Source organism: Pseudomonas sp. HP_08, assembly GCF_055284095.1.
The window spans coordinates 278,672-294,522 of the sequence record NZ_JBTOQC010000023.1 but is presented as its reverse complement, the minus strand read 5'-3'; the positions used below and the strand labels follow the sequence as shown (position 1 = coordinate 294,522).

The following is a 15,851-nucleotide window of genomic DNA, read 5'->3' as shown; positions in this document are numbered from 1 at the left end:
GTTTACTCCTCTGCCCCGGCAGCTGAATGCTCGCTCTTGACCGCACCTTGGGTGCCGGTGACCTGTTTCTGATCACGGATGCTTTGCTTGCTTGGCCCGTGGTTCATCCCCTCGTACTTGTCGATGATGATCTGGAACAGACCAGGCGTGACAGTGGAGTAGAGTTCTACAGGGTTGCGCTCGCTAGGTTTCAGCAGTGCAGCGTATTCAGCCGAGTCAAGCTGTTTAGGTGAATTCTTGACTTCGCTGATCCAGGCCTCGTAATCAGCCTGGCTGGTTGCGATAGCCTTGAATTTCATGCCGGTGAAACCCGCGCCACTGTAGTTGGCCGAGATACCGTTGAACTCGTGGTTTTCGTTGGCGATCAGGTGCAGTTTGGTGTGCATGCCCGCCATCGCGTAGATCTGTCCGCCCAGACCCGGGATGAAGAACGAGTTCATCACGCTGTCGGAAGTGACCTGGAAGTTGATCGGGGTATTGGCCGGGAAGACGATCTTGTTGACCGTGGCAATGCCCAGGTCCGGATAGACGAACAGCCATTTCCAGTCCAGCGAGATTGCCTGGATGGTCACAGGCTTCACGTCGGAGACCAGAGGACGATACGGATCGAGCTTGTGGGTCGACACGTAGGTGAAATAGCCCAGGAAGATCAGCAGGATGATCGGCACACCCCAGACCGCGACTTCGATCTTGGTCGAGTGCGACCAGTCAGGCGTGTACTTCGCGTCCTTGTTGGTGGCGCGATATTTCCAGGCGAAGATGAAGGTCATGAAAATGACCGGGATGACCACGATCAGCATCAGCAACGTGGCGATAACGATCAGGTTGCGTTGCTCGATACCCACCTGCCCTTTCGGGTCGAGCAGCGGGAAGCCTTCACAACCACTGAGTAAAAGCATACTCAACAGGGCCAAGTAGCCAAAAAACCTGGGGTACCTATTTTTACTCATCTCACGACCTCTAAAAGCAGCTTGCGCGGTGCTGTTGGGTTTCGACCGCCAACACTTCACCCTGCCAGTGCCGGCATATTTTTTTAAATTGAACAAGGGCCTGCCAGAACGCGGTAGCGCAACGACAAATCCGGTTTTAGCTTGGAGTCTCTTATTCTGAATGGCTGGAAACCGCCCTTTATACAGGACAGCTCCCTTAAGCGCGGCCATTCGGTGCGCTCTGAGGCCAGCGTTGCGCGGCCTTTTCAGGGTACACAGCGGCGCTCCGGGCCTCAAAAACAGCTAATCGCCAAGCCGGGCCGGACGATAACTGCGGGCGATTGTAGATATGTAAGTTTTTATTGACTATGCCTTATTTTGTAACAGTTAATCTCATGGCCGGTAACAATTGCAACATTTCGTTGTCTCCGAACCTGAAAAAATGCCCCGTCAAACGAGGCATTTCTGGCTAAAGCCCTTGTAAATCATGAGGCTTACGCCGGTTACGAATGATCCCCAAAGGAACCAGCACAGCAGTGAGGACGAATGCTACCAGAGCCCACTGCGCCAGGGACAGTCCCAGAACTGGCGGGTAAGGTGTGGAGCAGAAGCCGCTGACCTGAAAACCAAGGGGAAACATTGAAGCCAATGGTAGACCATCGACGATCGGTTGCAGGGTATCGATACCGCAACTGACGGCCGGATTGGCCAGCACCCAGACATGCCGACCGGCCGCCACGATGCCGCCAATGGCACTGAGCACCACCAGGGTTTCAAACAGCGTCAGGCTACGCCGGCCGGGCATTGCAGCGCCGATGAAGGCGAACAAGGCAATGCCCAGCAGGGCGTAACGCTGCAGGATGCACAGCGGACAAGGCGCCTCGCCAAGGACCACTTGCATGTACAGGGCGCCGCCGATCAGCGACAGGCAGATGATTCCCAGCAGAACCAGAAAGCGCTTTTCGCGCCTCAGGTACAACATGTTGTCGCTCATTCACATACCTTTCGAATTGGAGTGCGGTGGTTGCGGGTGCGCTGGCGCTTCCCGGCCGCCGCGATGATCAGCCTCATGTGCCGACAACTCAAGGGTTTGAGTGCCATACGGGCGCATTTCCCGGCTGGATGGCTTGCAGGTTTTGCCAACCTGAGTGAACCTGCGCAGGCGCATTTCCTTCCTTATATATAGAAGGCTGCGGCTTTTTGTCGCACAGCCCCTATAAAGGCAGCAATGCGCTGATTTGTCGCACAGCACCTATATAAAGGATGCGGTGATTTGCCGCACGCCTTGCGCCTCTATCAAGGGCGTGGTCATTTGTCGCAGGCCACCCGGTATTTGACGTCAATAAAGCCAAACTGCCAGTATACGTTCCCGTATTTGTCGACTGCCTCCACTTGTGTGCGCCAAAAGCGTGAACCGGCTCGCGAGCCAAATCATGCCAATCCGCTATTCTCAGTCAAAGCCACTGCCGTGCAGACACTCTTGTCCGTTTGCACAATCGGTGCCCTGCGGTCGACGTCACTCCCATTCAGAAGGTTCTTATGTCCAGGAACGCGCGAGCAGACTCTCTCTCGCTGCTGCTGTTCACGTTGCGTAGCGGCAAGTTGATGGCAATCAATCTGCTCAAGGTCAGCGAGATCATTCCCTGCCCTCCCCTGACGCATCTGCCCGAGTCGCATCCACACGTCAAAGGCATTGCGATCCTGCGCGGCGCTTCGCTGTCGGTCATCGACCTGAGCCGGGCCATCGGTGAACGACCACTGGCCGACCCCGATGCCGGCTGCCTGATCGTCACCGATGTCAGCCGCAGCAAACAGGGCCTGCATGTTCAGGCGGTAAGCCGCATCGTTCACTGCCTGAGCACCGACATTCGTCCGCCGCCCTACGGTGCCAGCAATCGCTCGTTCATTACCGGCGTGACCCAGGTCGACGGTGTGCTGGTTCAGGTGCTGGACATCGAAAAAGTGATCCACGGCATTGCGCCCGCACAGATCGTCGTCGAGCCGGACCAGTTGAGCAGCGAAGAAGTCGATGTACTGAACACGGCGCGCATCCTGGTGGTCGACGACAGCCAGGTCGCGCTGCAGCAATCGATCCTCACGCTGCGCAGTCTGGGCATCGAATGCCACACCGCACGCAGTGCCCGGGAAGCCATGGATGTCTTGCTGGAACTGCAAGGCACGCCGGGACAGATCAATGTTCTGGTTTCGGACATCGAGATGTCCGAGATGGACGGCTACACCCTGACCCGCACCCTGCGCGAAACGCCCGACTTTCAGGACCTGTACATCCTGCTGCACACCTCGCTGAACAGCGCCATGAACAGTGAAAAGGCCCGTGCAGCCGGCGCCGATGCGGTGCTGACCAAGTTCTCATCCCCTGAACTGACCCGCTGTCTGGTGGCCGCCGCACGCGCCGTGCAACCTGGCGCATAATGACCGGCCATAGATTGTTCATGGATGCGCCGCTCATGAAGACGACGATGAGAACTGCCCTTGTACTGCTGATGACCGCCGCCTGCGCCATCGGCCAGGCCCAGGCCGCCAGCCCGCAGGCCTGGAAAGATCTGGACCGTGCGGTGCTGGCCGGATGCATGAAGGCCAGCCAGCTCAAGCAAGTCAAGGTCGTGGGCAATACCGCCCGCTTCGATGACCGTACCGGTATCGATGCGGTATTACTGCAAGGCCGCTACCCGCAAAAGCACATGAACAACCGTCAGGGTCGTGAACTGTGCCTTTACCAGCGCAAGACCCGCAGCGTCAGTGTCACCGAGTGGGACAGCATCCAGCCACGCTGAATCGGCGCTGGCACATGTCTTGCCTGACTATCGTTCAATAAACGGGCTGGCACCCTGCCTGATGCCAGACCCGCCGTAGGCACGGACGAGTTCTCAAGACCATGAATACCCGGTTCAACTGCGTGGGTTGCGGCGGCTGCTGCACCGACCATCATGTTCCCCTGACCCTCAGCGAAGCCGCGCAGTGGGCGGCTGACGGCGGCAATCTGATCGTGCTGACCGAAGCCTTTCTCGACAACGGTTATGGCGTTGCCGCCGAACAGTTGCAGCACGCCACACGCCGTTCGATTCAGGTCGACAGTGGCCAGGCCAAGGCCTGGGTGGCGATCACCTTTGCCGCCTACAACGTCGGACCCTGCCGGAATCTTGACGCGAAAAATCTGTGCCGTATTTACGAACGCCGGCCGCTGGTGTGCCGTATCTACCCGATGGAAATCAACCCGCACATTCCGCTGCGTCCGCAAGCCAAGGACTGCCCACCGGAGTCTTGGGAGCAAGGACCGTTGCTGATCGTCGGCAACAGCGTGGCCGACCCCGCGCTGCGCGACCTGATCGAACAGTCGCGCCAGGCCGACCGCGACGACATCGGCGCCAAAGAGTCGATCTGCCAGCAACTGGGCATTCACACCACCGCGCTCAAGGGCAATGGTTTTGTCGCCTATCTGCCGGACATGGCGGCGTTCAGTGCGGCGCTTGAAAGCGTTCAGCCGGCACCGGCGCCGGCACAGTGGACCTTTCATGTCGCGGGCGAACAGGTCATCGACACCCTGCAACAGGCCGGCGCGCAGCTGGCCGGCAGCGATGCGCCGCCTTACCTGTTCATTCCCCTGCAACAGCCGGCCTAGGCGCTTTATGTAGAAAAAATGCGCGATTATTTGTAATACAGGTCAATCATGACATCGGCCTCGAAGGGGCCAGGCACCGTACGTGTGGTCTGCCACAGCAGTTCGGCATTGAACTCGACGCTGGCGGCATGGGTGTCACCCAACAGCTCTGCCAATGGAAAGGTCTGGTTGTAACGCACGATCTCGTTATTGGCGGTACGCACGATACGAATGCCCAGCGACGGATTGGCCGCCGGCACCAGCAGCTCACGCACCAGGCTGCCGGTCACCGGGCGAAAGCGTGCATCCACGCTGAACGGCGAATCGCAACTGCGCCGCGTCGACAACACGAACGGCCGTCGCTCGAAGACCTTGCCGATCACCACCTGCCGAATCGGCACGTTACCGAATGCCAGCGTCTCGGGGCTGACCAGCAGTTCGGCCTCGCAAGCGACAAACCTCAGCCCGCGCAAATTGTTGATCACATAACTCAGGCTGTGGCCCGGCAATGGATCGGGCGCATCGCTGCCAGCCAGCTGGAACATCCGGTAATCGAGCAACTCACCGGGCACCCCCGAAGGCGGCGTGGCGCCGAATTTTTGAATGAACACCGAAAAGCCCAGGGTGAAACGCACACTCGGGCAGGCGCCAATGTTGCTGTCGCCTTCGTGGCAGACCGGCACTGTGTGCCCTGTCGCAATACGCCCGGAAAAATGGTCGCCGCCCTCCAGCGTCAGCCCTGCGCGAATGCCCTGGCCGATATTCAGGTTGTCCGGGTTGAGGTAGACGAACACGTCCTGCGCGACAGCCTGCTGTCCTTCGCGAATGCATTCGACCTGCACGCTGCGGCGCTCGGAACGCCAGACCACCTCACCGGCCGGCAAGGATGCCGGGATCGCGACCGTGCTGCCCAGGTCATCGCGCAATAACCGCTCGCCCGAACCCTGGACCGAACAGACCACGGCGAAACAGCTCAGCGGCCCCAGCAACGACAAAAACAGCACGGCCAACAGCCGTTTAACCATGAACATGAAGTCAGACATCAGCAGGGCTCCGCAATCAATGAAGTGTCCAGCAGGCGCGCCGTGAACGACCCCTGCCCTGTGACCGGTGCGCAATAGGCACGCTGGCCGCCGTAATCGGTCAACGCCTTGAATAACAATCGCCGCAAAGGGCCGGTGTCGACGGGCCACTCGAAACGCTCACCCGGCGCCAGCAACAGGTGATCGTTCAAGACCCGGCCATCGAGGCTCAACGCCTGTAGCGCGACATGAAAGGCTGTCGGATTGGTCACCCGCAGGTGCCGCTGGCCCGGCGCTGCGCGGTTCAGCGACCAACTCAGCGCAGTGGCTGCGTCAGCCGGATCGCCGGGCAGCCCGACAGGTCGATAGAACACATTGATGCGCTGGCGCACCGCGATATTCAGTTGCGGCCCGGCCGCGCTGCGCTCTGGCACTTCGAGCACATACAAGTGCAACAGCGACTCACGCTCGGCCGGCATGCCGACGCCGTGGTACAGCAGCCGCAGCACCTGCCGGCCCTCGGCGGGCAAATGCGCCAGGGCCGGCGTGACCACAAACGGCAGCTCAAGGCGCGGCTGCGCGCTGGCCGGATCATCGTCATCACCCGGCGTGCCCAGCCAGGCCTGCAGCAACACTTCACGCTCATCGCGATTGCTGACCTCGATGGCCACCTCGCTGAACGCACCGGGGAACACCAGACGCGTACCGGCCAGCGACACCGCCGCCTGAGCCTGCGCGATGGCCATCATCAGCAACGCCAGCGCGCACCAGCGCCTCACCGGCACACCAGCCTGAGCCGGTCATAAGCGCGCAACGGGTCGCGCGGCGGCAACTCGAACGGTGCGGCGCAGCGTTGATCGGCCCAGCGCACATACAAGGTGCCGCGGTCGTGTTCACTGAGCACCAGCGCCTGGCTGGTCGGGTCGACGCTGGCCAGGGTCTTGCCCTGCCCGTCTTCGACCGTGGCCCCCAGCGGCAACTTGCTGCCATCGCTGCGCACCAGCGCAAATTGCACCCGCCGCCCGACGGCCGCCTTGAAGCGCAGCACCGGCATCGCGCCGCGACGCGGTACGACCTGGCCGACGGCGTTGTCCAGCTCGATGTCCGCGCCCAGTTGCCGGGTGTCGAGACTGATCCAGTTGCTGCGGTACGGCTGGGCAAACGGCAACACCGCATAACCGTTGCCGGCGGTCTCGACCTGACGATAAGTGGCAAGGCCCGCCCCTTGAACCTCGGGCACCTGCACCAGCGCGAAGGTTTCGCCCAGTGGCTGAGCGAAGTTTATGCCGCCGGCATGCGCCACGATCGAGCCGGTGCCGGCCAGCAGCAGGCTGCGGTAGTCGCGGCCCTGGCTGTAGCCGGCTTCGAAACGCCCGAAGGGCGCCACCGCGCCGAGTTTGCCGGCGCCAAAGCTGCCCGACTCACTGTCGTGGCCGGCCTGCACCGAATAAAAACTGTCGCGGTTATCCAGCACCTGGCCGTTGAGCCCGCTCTGCAGGTTATAGCCGCCCTGACTGTCGCGCACGGCATTGAAAAACAGCCGCGAGGCACTGGCAGTACGCCCCAGCGGCACGGTCAGGCTCAGCACCACGCGGTTATCGACGCTGGTTTCGCCTGCGCGGCTGTAGTTCTGATTGCGCTCGATAGACACGTTGTAGGTCAGGTCGCGCCACGCCGAACTCCACGACAGGTACACCTGGCGGGTCTTGCCCGGCAGGTTCCAGTAGCGCTGTTCGGAGGCGGTCAGGCTCAGTGACGCCGACTGCCCGGACAAGGTCTGGGTCACGTTGATTTCCAGGCGGTCGCGGGCCTGGCCGATGATCAACAAGGCGTCCCGTTCGCCAGACTCTTCGACATGCTGGCCCAGGGTGCGGTACTGCGCGGTCGAATAACGGTAGCCCGCCACCGCCAGCGTGGTACGGGTCATGTCCAGGGTATTGGCATACCGCAGCCGCAGACTCTGCCCGCCCCGCTGCTGGCCGCGCAGCTCGCTGCTCGAATGGGTGAGATCGGCCGACAATGCGCCCAGTCCGGTATTGACCCCGGCGCCAAGGTTGAAAGCCTGGTAATCCTCGGCCAGTTGCAGCCCGCCAAAGTCCGTCAGGTTCTCGCCGAACCCGTGAATCCAGGCGCCGCCGAGAAAATTGACCGCGTTGTATTGCCCTTCATTGCTGTCCACCTGACCGCCGCTGAGGCTGTAGCGAAAAGCACCGGCCGGCAGCATGATCGGCAGCGAGGCATAAGCCTGGGTGAAGCTGCGACGGCGGCCATCGGCCTCGATCACTGTCACCAGCAGATCGCCATTGGAGCCGCTGGGATAGATATCGGTGATCTCGAAGGGCCCGGGCGAGACATTGCCGCTGTACAGCAGAAAGCTGTTCTGACGCACCTCGACCGTGGCGTTGGTTTCGGCGATGCCGCGAATCACCGGCACATAGTTGCGCTCGCTGTCGGGCAACATGCCGTCGTCGGACACCAGCGCTGCGCCCTTGAAACGCACACTGTCGAATATCTGCCCGTCGCTGAAGGTTTCGCCCAGGGTCAACTGACTCTTGAGCGCGGTGATATCGCGCTGGACGAAGGTGCGGTTACTGCGAAAGCGGTACGGCTGATCGTCGCCGTGCACCAGGGATGATTCGTTGCGCAACCGCCAGGCGCCCAGGTTCAGGCCGTTGCGCAGCCCCAGATAATGCTGCGTGTGGCGCAGGCCTTGTTGATTGCGCAGCGCGCTGTTGAGGCTGTAGTTGATAAAGCCCGCGGTTTCACCCTGGTCCCACAACTGCGGCGACACATAACCGCGCGCGCTGCGAGCCATCAATGCCTGCGGCACGCTGATGTTCAGGCGCAAGGCACCGGGCTGGTATTGGACCCGGGCAAATTCGACGTGCGCGGCCAGATCGAAACAGCCTGGCGCCTGCGCGGCGTCTTCGGGCAGTTTCTGCACATCCAGGCCCAGCTCGCGGAGCATGTCGAGGCTCAGGCACGGCTCCACCCGCCCCGTGCCCGGATTGCGCACAAACTCGACATCGCGCCGTCCACTGAGCGAGCGGTTGACGTGGATATCCACCCGATAGACGCCGGGCAGCACTGAGCTGGCGCGCAGAAACTCTTCCAGGTCCGGCGGCTGGTCGCTGCCCTGGATAAAGGCGGTGTTGAAGCGCCCGGGCTTGGCTTCGCTGCCCGCCTGAGCCGCCAGCGCACTGAGCGACAGGCCCAGGCCCAGACCAAGACCGAAGCCGAGCGGTAACCCGCGAGGTGAAAGTTTGACCGGGCAGCGAGCGACCCGGAGCCTGAATCCCTGGTTATTTTTTATAAGCCATTCCATTAGCTGTGTTCACCATGCTGGGTGTATCTGGCGCGCCGCGCAGTCCGTTGCGCAACGCATGATGTTATCGAGGCTCGGCCCGACTGGCCGACACCACTTGCTCACCGTGCAGCGTGGCCCGGTAGACTTCCTGGCCGCCGAAATCATTGATGCTGGTAAAGCCCAGTTCCACCGGCTCCCGGCCTGGGTACGGGCGTTGCGACAGACGCCAGCGTTGCTGCGGCGCAAGCATGCGGCTGTCCTGGCTGGCCAGTTCCTGGCGGCCATGGCGCGTGCTGATCTTGAGCATCGAGACGTGAAAGGGCCCTGGGTTGAACACCTCAAGTTCACCGCTGCCCAACAGGCGCCATTGCAACTGCTGCGCGGCTTTTGCCGGGTCGCCACTCAAGCCCACGGGCCTGAAAAACAGCTTGATACGCTGACGCACGGCAATCTGCAGGGTGTTTTCAGCGGCGCTGCGCGGGATCTCCTGAACATTGAGCCACAGCACCGACTCGCGGTCGGTCGGCATGCCGTGGCCTGCATGAATGATGCGCACCAACTGCTTGCCGTCACCGGACAGATGCGCCAGGGGTGGCGTGACCATGAACGGCAAATCCGTGCCGTCCGTCTGCGCGCTGACGCCCACCGGGTCGTAGGGTTCGAGCCAGGACTGCAAGAGGATTTCGCCGGCGCCACTGTTGTGTACGCCAAGACTGACTTCCTTGTCCTTGCCCTGATAAATGACCCGCGTGGTATTGAGCACGATGCCCGCCTGAGCGCTGAACACACACAGGCACACGGCCGTGAGCAGCGCACAGCGAAAAAAAATGAAAAGCATGCTGGCATTGGCCTCGGCTGGAAAAAGAAGGCAGGACGAGCCGGCTCGCCCTGCCTGGGGCGGGTGCCTCTAAAAACGTTGCCGGGGCAGTCAGCGCAAGGCAAAAACAGGCGAAAAACGGCCGGACTCGCGCACGAGCCTGTTTTGAACGCAGCGATGACCACGCAGGTAGTTTTCAGAGGTGCCCTGTTGTTACTCGTAATCCATCACGAAAGGCATGAAGCCATCGGCATTACCGGGATTGGTTGCCGTGCCGTTGAGTACATACACCGCGCCAAAGTCGATCTGCGCCGTCGCGCCGCCCACGCTGTCCTTGATCAGCGGTTTGTCGATGGTTTCAGTGCCGGAAAGGTCCATCAGCCGGTTGGCTGCGTTGATCAGGCCGATGCCCACGCCGTCGGCAGCGCCGGTGGTGCGCAGCAAGCTCTGATCGTTATTGTCCAGGCCGCTGCCGTTACGGGCAGCAAAGCGCATTTTGACGGTGTTGTACTGATCGGCGCCGGCACTGCAATTGACCAGCAACTGGATCGGGGTGGCCGATTGCAGCTTGCTCTCGCTCGACAGGCCGATGTCGGAGAACGACACATTGCCCAGATCGACATTGATCTCACCCGGATTGGTACCCGGGCTGACCCCTGTGCCAGGCGCTACATCACACGTCATGTTGGTCAGTGTGCCATTGAAGATCAGCTTGCCGTTGTTGGCGGCATTGGCAGCACCCGTCAAACTCAGTGCACCCAGAACGGCCAGAGTAATAGAAAGCTTTTTCATGTTAACAACGTTCCTTGTGTTATTTCGTGTGTGCCCGCTAGTGGACGGCGAGCACTATAAAGCGCGGCTCCCTTAACCGATGTCAGCCCTATCCATTTACAATGAAAGAATCAGCAATATAAATTGCAGGATATTTCTGTAAGAAGAAAATGCCCCCCCATTGAACACCTTGAATTTACGGGCCTTTCTCTAAAGACCGAGTAAAAAGTTCAAGTAAATCCTGCGTGGGGTGTCTTTTAAATGCGTCGAGCGCTTTGCCGAAAACGACACGCTGCTGCCCCGCACATCACTTCATCCATACCATGAAGTGCGGGGCCATTGCAGACTTATTGATAAGTGACCGTGATCACCCCCAGCGCGCTGGACGACAGGCTTTGCGTGGCTTGCGCACTGTTTACCGGTGCCTGCGGCACGGACTGGTAGCGGGTGGTGAATGGCACTACCGCACCGGTACAGGCGTTATGTTGTGTGTCCACGTCCAGAAATATGCCGGGTTGTACCTGCACACTAAAGACCGGTGGCGATGCCACTCTGTGCGCGGGTTCATTAAGGGCACATGTTGAATTAACCAGTTGCCCGTGAAAAACCAGTACACCTTCCTGAGCCCGCACAGGAAGTGCTGCAGTGACCGCCACGCCCGCTATTAATACTCGACTGATCAGCGGCCTTGCCCACCCACTGAATAACTGTTCCCACACTGACGCATCGCTGTTCATCGCCACGCTCCGTTACACCGGGGGTCACACTGCTGAGTTAAGTCGAGCGTAGGAATAATCGCCAGAACACCACTTAAACTTCTGTAGGATATTTCCTCAAAGTTGGGCTTAGTCCTGTTTTTCGACCGTCAAAGGGCTATCGCCTGTGACGCGGGTTTCTTGATGGCGGCTCAAGGCCAGACAGTGGATTTGCCAACTGGCGCAGGCTTTGCTGACAATTCTGACAGCTGGAAGTCATTTTACTGACCGGGTTGACCGGCTATAAAGACGTCCACGATTGCTGTTGCCCTCTTCATCGACCTTTTTCAAAGACCCTTTTCATCGACCCCTTTCGGCGCCTCCTTCGCATGCGTAAATCGACCCGAATCGTTCTGGCCATTGTCTCTCTGGCCGTCCTTGGCGCTGGCGCCAGCTGGCTGCTGACCCGCCCTTCCAGCAAGGCGCCCACGGCTGCGACGGCCATTCCGGTCAAGGTGGTGAGCTTGCAGGCCGGGGATGTGCCGCGCTTCGTGACCGGCATCGGCACAGTGCAATCGCTGCAAAGTGTGGTGATTCGGGCCCAGGTCGACGGCATTCTCAACCGCGTGCATGTGACCGAAGGCCAGCAGGTCAAGGCCGGCGATCTGCTCGCCACCCTCGACGACCGGGCGATCCGCGCGGCCATGGAACAGGCCAGGGCGCAACTGGCGCAAAGCCAGGCGCAACTGGACCTGGCCCGCCTGGACCTGGCGCGTTATCAGGAACTGACCCGCGACAATGGCATTTCCCGCCAGACCTTCGATCAGCAAAAGGCCCAGGTTGTGCAACTCGGCGCGACCGTGCAGGGCAACAAGGCCACCCTTGAAGCCGCTCAGGTGCAACTGTCGTATACCCGCATCCTGTCGCCGGTGACCGGCCGGGTTGGTATTCGCAATGTCGATGAGGGCAACTTTCTGCGCGTCAGCGACGCTGCCGGGCTGTTCAGCGTGACGCGCATCGACCCGGTGGCGGTCGAGTTCTCGCTGCCGCAACAGATGCTGCCGCTGCTGCAAAAGCTCACCGGGCAAGCCGATCAGGCCACCGTGCAGGCCTGGCTGGGCGATGACGCCAATGGCACATTGCTGGGCGAAGGCCGGCTGACCCTGATCGATAACCAGGTGTCGCCGACCACCGGTACGATTCGCGCCAAGGCCAGTTTCGATAACCCCGCGCATACCCTGTGGCCGGGCCAGCTGGTGACGGTGAAGATCCAGACCGGCATCGAGCGCGATGCCCTGAAAGTCCCTCCGCAAGTGGTACAGCGCGGCATGGATCATCATTTTGTGTTCCGCATCCGCGATGACAAGGCCGAAGTCGTGCCGGTCAAAGTGCTGTATCAGGACAGCGACATGACCCTGATCAGCGGCCCGACGGCGGGTGATGTGTTGGTGCAGGATGGCCAGTCACGGCTCAAGGCCGGCAGCCGGGTCGAGATCACCCCCAACCCGGCGCCGACCACTGACACGGTGCAAGCGGCGGTGCAGCCATGAACGGTGCAGACACCCACGCACCCGCGCACAAGGGCAAGGGTTCGGTGTCGGCGTGGTGCATCGACCACCCGGTCGCCACTTTGCTGCTGACATTCGCCCTGTTACTGCTGGGGGTCATCGCCTTTCCACGCCTGCCGGTGGCGCCGTTGCCGGAAGCCGAATTCCCCACGATCCAGGTCAGCGCGCAGTTGCCCGGCGCCAGCCCCAAGACCATGGCCTCCTCGGTGGCCACCCCGCTTGAGGTGCAGTTCAGTGCCATCCCCGGCATGACGCAGATGACCTCCAGCAGCGCGCTGGGCTCGACCAACCTGACCTTGCAGTTTGCCCTGACCAAGAGCATCGATACCGCAGCGCAGGAAGTGCAGGCGGCGATCAACACCGCCGCCGGCCGTTTGCCGGCCGACATGCCCAACCTGCCGACCTGGCGCAAGGTCAACCCGGCCGACAGCCCGGTGCTGCTGCTCAGCATCAGTTCGACACTGATGCCCGGTACCGAACTGAGCGACCTGGCTGAAACCCTGCTGGCCCGCCAGCTCAGCCAGATCGAAGGCGTCGGCCAGGTGTCGCTGAGCGGCCAGCAGCGCCCGGCCATTCGCGTTCAGGCAGCGCCGGAAAAACTCGCCGCCCTGGGCCTGACCCTGTCCGATATCCGTCAGGCGGTGCAACAGACCAGCCTTAACCTGGCCAAGGGCGCGCTGTACGGCAAGGACAGCGTCTCGACCCTGTCAGCCAACGACCAGTTGTTCAACCCACAGGACTACGCGCAACTCATCGTCAGCTACAAAGACGGGGCGCCGGTCCACCTCAAGGACGTGGCCAAGGTCATCAATGGCGCCGAAAACGCCTATGTCCAGGCCTGGTCGGGCCAGCAACAGGGCCTGAGCCTGGTGGTGTTCCGCCAGCCGGGGGCCAATATCGTCGAGACCGTCGACCGGGTCTTGAATCAGCTGCCGCGCCTGACCGCCATGCTGCCGGCATCGGTGGAAGTCTCGGTGCTCAACGACCGCACGCGCACCATCCGTGCCTCGCTGCATGAAGTGGAACTGACCCTGGGCATCGCCGTGCTGCTGGTGGTCGCGGTGATGGCGCTGTTCCTGCGCCAGTGGTCGGCGACGCTGATCGTCACCAGCGTGCTGGGCGTGTCGCTGGTGGCGACCTTTGCGGTGATGTACCTGCTGGGTTTCAGCCTGAATAACCTGACCCTGGTGGCGATTGTGGTTGCGGTCGGCTTTGTGGTCGACGATGCCATCGTCGTGGTCGAGAACATCCATCGCCATCTTGAGGCCGGCCAAGGCATGCGCGAGGCGGCGATCAAGGGCGCGTCGGAAATCGGTTTTACCGTGGTTTCGATCAGCTTCTCGCTGGTGGCCGCCTTCATTCCGCTGCTGTTCATGGGCGGCGTGGTCGGCCGCCTGTTCAAGGAATTTGCGCTGACGGCCACGGCCACCATCCTGATTTCGGTGATCGTATCGCTGACCCTGGCGCCGACCCTGGCGTCGTTGTTCATGCGCGCGCCCAGCCACGGCAGCCACAGCAAACCCGGCTTTGGCGACCGTCTGCTGAATGTCTACGAGCGCGGCCTGCGCAAGGCCCTGGCGCACCAGCGCCTGACGCTGGGCGTGTTCGGCCTGACCCTGGCCATGGCGGTGGCCGGCTATGTGCTGATTCCCAAGGGCTTCTTTCCGGTGCAGGACACCGGCATGGTGCTGGGCACCAGCGATGCGGCCGGCGATATTTCTTACCCGGACATGGTCGAGAAGCACAAGGCGCTGGCGAAGATCATCAATGCCGACCCGGCCGTGCAGGCGTTCTCACACTCGGTGGGCGCGTCGGGCAATAACCAGACCCTGGCCAGCGGCCGCTTCTGGATCTCGCTCAAGCCACGCGGCGAGCGCGATGTGTCGGCCAGCGAATTCATCGACCGCATCCGTCCGCAACTGACCACCATTCCCGGCATCGTCCTGTACCTGCGCGCCGGGCAAGACATCAACCTCAGTCCGGGGCCCAGCCGCAGCCAGTACCAGTACGTGCTCAAGAGCAACGACGGCGACCTGCTCAACACCTGGACCCAGCGCCTGACCGACAAGCTGCGCAGCAATCCGGCCTTCCGCGACCTGTCCAACGACCTGCAACTGGGCGGCAGCGTCACCCACATCGACATCGACCGCCGCGCGGCCGCGCGTTTCGGGCTGACCACCGCCGATGTCGATCAGGCGCTGTACGACGCCTTCGGCCAGCGGCAGATCAGCGAGTACCAGACCGAAACCAACCAGTACAAGGTGATTCTGGAGCTCGATGCCCGCCAGCGCGGCCGCGCCGAGAGCCTGGCGTATTTCTACCTGCGCTCGCCGCTGACCAACGAAATGGTGCCGCTGTCGGCGCTGGCCAAGGTCAGCGCGCCGACCATGGGCCCGCTGTCGATCAGCCATGACGGCATGTTCCCGGCCGCCAACCTGTCGTTCAACCTGGCCTCCGGCGTGGCGCTGGGCGATGCGGTGCGCATGCTCGACCAGGCCAAGGAAGAGATCGGTATGCCGGTGGCCATCATCGGCAGTTTTCAGGGCGCCGCCCAGGCGTTCCAGAGTTCGCTGGCCAACCAGCCATGGTTGATCCTTGCAGCGCTGGTGGCGGTGTACATCATTCTCGGTGTGCTTTACGAGAGCTTCGTACACCCGCTGACCATCATCTCGACCCTGCCTTCTGCGGGCATCGGCGCGCTGTTGCTGCTGTGGCTGATGGGCCAGGACTTCTCGATCATGGCGCTGATCGGCGTGGTGCTGCTGATCGGCATCGTCAAGAAAAACGGTATCCTGCTGGTCGACTTCGCCCTTGAGGCCCAGCGCAGCCAGGGGCTGAGCCCCAACGAGGCGATTTATGAGGCCTGCCTGACGCGCTTCCGGCCAATCATGATGACCACGCTGGCCGCGTTGTTCGGTGCCCTGCCGCTGATGCTCGGCTATGGCGTCGGCGCCGAACTGCGCCAGCCGCTGGGCATCGCGGTGGTTGGCGGGCTGCTGGTCAGCCAGGTACTGACCCTGTTCACCACGCCGGTGATCTACCTGCAACTCGAACATCTGTTCCACCGCCGCCAGAATGCACCGACCGCTCGCCAGGCGATTGCCACATGAAAGCACTGACATG

General features: G+C 61.6%; 13 protein-coding genes. 5 read left to right on the top strand and 8 right to left on the bottom strand.

The window, feature by feature from the left end; translation table 11 throughout:
- Positions 1-2 precede the first annotated feature (2 nt).
- Both cyoA and ACYAS9_RS20215 read right to left on the bottom strand, forming a co-directional pair.
- Entirely contained in the window at positions 3-950 is a 948-nt protein-coding gene (gene cyoA, locus ACYAS9_RS20220) for a ubiquinol oxidase subunit II (protein ID WP_463570055.1), read from the bottom strand.
- Between the two features lie 448 nt (positions 951-1,398).
- Complete coding sequence (locus tag ACYAS9_RS20215; protein ID WP_463570054.1) at positions 1,399-1,923, bottom strand: disulfide bond formation protein B; 525 nt, start codon at positions 1,921-1,923, stop codon at positions 1,399-1,401.
- Positions 1,924-2,468: 545 nt separating this feature from the next.
- Between ACYAS9_RS20215 and ACYAS9_RS20210 the strand changes: the two genes are divergently transcribed.
- The 3 genes from ACYAS9_RS20210 to ACYAS9_RS20200 all read left to right on the top strand — a co-directional run bounded on the left by ACYAS9_RS20210 (position 2,469) and on the right by ACYAS9_RS20200 (position 4,569).
- Positions 2,469-3,362, top strand: coding sequence for a chemotaxis protein (locus ACYAS9_RS20210; protein WP_463570052.1), 894 nt, complete (start codon positions 2,469-2,471; stop codon positions 3,360-3,362).
- Between the two features lie 35 nt (positions 3,363-3,397).
- Positions 3,398-3,724 carry a hypothetical protein gene (locus ACYAS9_RS20205; protein WP_463570051.1) on the top strand — a complete coding sequence of 109 codons (327 nt, stop codon included), beginning with the start codon at positions 3,398-3,400 and terminating at the stop codon, positions 3,722-3,724.
- Between the two features lie 101 nt (positions 3,725-3,825).
- Positions 3,826-4,569, top strand: coding sequence for a YkgJ family cysteine cluster protein (locus ACYAS9_RS20200; protein WP_463570050.1), 744 nt, complete (start codon positions 3,826-3,828; stop codon positions 4,567-4,569).
- Positions 4,570-4,595: 26 nt separating this feature from the next.
- On the opposite strand, the gene ACYAS9_RS20195 is transcribed toward ACYAS9_RS20200, so the two are convergent.
- From ACYAS9_RS20195 to ACYAS9_RS20170, 6 genes are all read right to left on the bottom strand, one after another.
- Positions 4,596-5,591: a fimbrial protein gene (locus ACYAS9_RS20195; RefSeq protein WP_463570049.1), complete on the bottom strand. Its 996-nt coding sequence runs from the start codon at positions 5,589-5,591 to the stop codon at positions 4,596-4,598.
- Positions 5,591-6,319: a fimbrial biogenesis chaperone gene (locus ACYAS9_RS20190; RefSeq protein ID WP_463570222.1), complete on the bottom strand. Its 729-nt coding sequence runs from the start codon at positions 6,317-6,319 to the stop codon at positions 5,591-5,593. The genes ACYAS9_RS20195 and ACYAS9_RS20190 overlap by 1 nt, the downstream gene beginning before the upstream one ends.
- A 26-nt stretch (positions 6,320-6,345) precedes the next feature.
- On the bottom strand, positions 6,346-8,895 hold the full coding sequence (locus tag ACYAS9_RS20185) for a fimbria/pilus outer membrane usher protein (RefSeq protein WP_463570048.1): 2,550 nt from the start codon (positions 8,893-8,895) through the stop codon (positions 6,346-6,348).
- Between the two features lie 64 nt (positions 8,896-8,959).
- On the bottom strand, positions 8,960-9,715 hold the full coding sequence (locus ACYAS9_RS20180) for a fimbrial biogenesis chaperone (protein ID WP_463570046.1): 756 nt from the start codon (positions 9,713-9,715) through the stop codon (positions 8,960-8,962).
- Between the two features lie 192 nt (positions 9,716-9,907).
- Complete coding sequence (locus ACYAS9_RS20175) at positions 9,908-10,486, bottom strand: fimbrial protein (RefSeq protein WP_463570045.1); 579 nt, start codon at positions 10,484-10,486, stop codon at positions 9,908-9,910.
- A gap of 326 nt (positions 10,487-10,812) precedes the next feature.
- Positions 10,813-10,962, bottom strand: coding sequence for a hypothetical protein (locus ACYAS9_RS20170; protein ID WP_463570044.1), 150 nt, complete (start codon positions 10,960-10,962; stop codon positions 10,813-10,815).
- Between the two features lie 587 nt (positions 10,963-11,549).
- On the opposite strand from ACYAS9_RS20170, the gene ACYAS9_RS20165 reads away from it, so the two are divergent.
- Both ACYAS9_RS20165 and ACYAS9_RS20160 read left to right on the top strand, forming a co-directional pair.
- Positions 11,550-12,710, top strand: a complete 1,161-nt coding sequence (locus tag ACYAS9_RS20165) for an efflux RND transporter periplasmic adaptor subunit (protein ID WP_463570042.1) — start codon at positions 11,550-11,552, stop codon at positions 12,708-12,710.
- Positions 12,707-15,838 (top strand): multidrug efflux RND transporter permease subunit, encoded by a 3,132-nt coding sequence (locus ACYAS9_RS20160; protein ID WP_463570041.1) that lies wholly within the window; start codon positions 12,707-12,709, stop codon positions 15,836-15,838. The genes ACYAS9_RS20165 and ACYAS9_RS20160 overlap by 4 nt, the downstream gene beginning before the upstream one ends.
- Positions 15,839-15,851 lie beyond the last annotated feature (13 nt).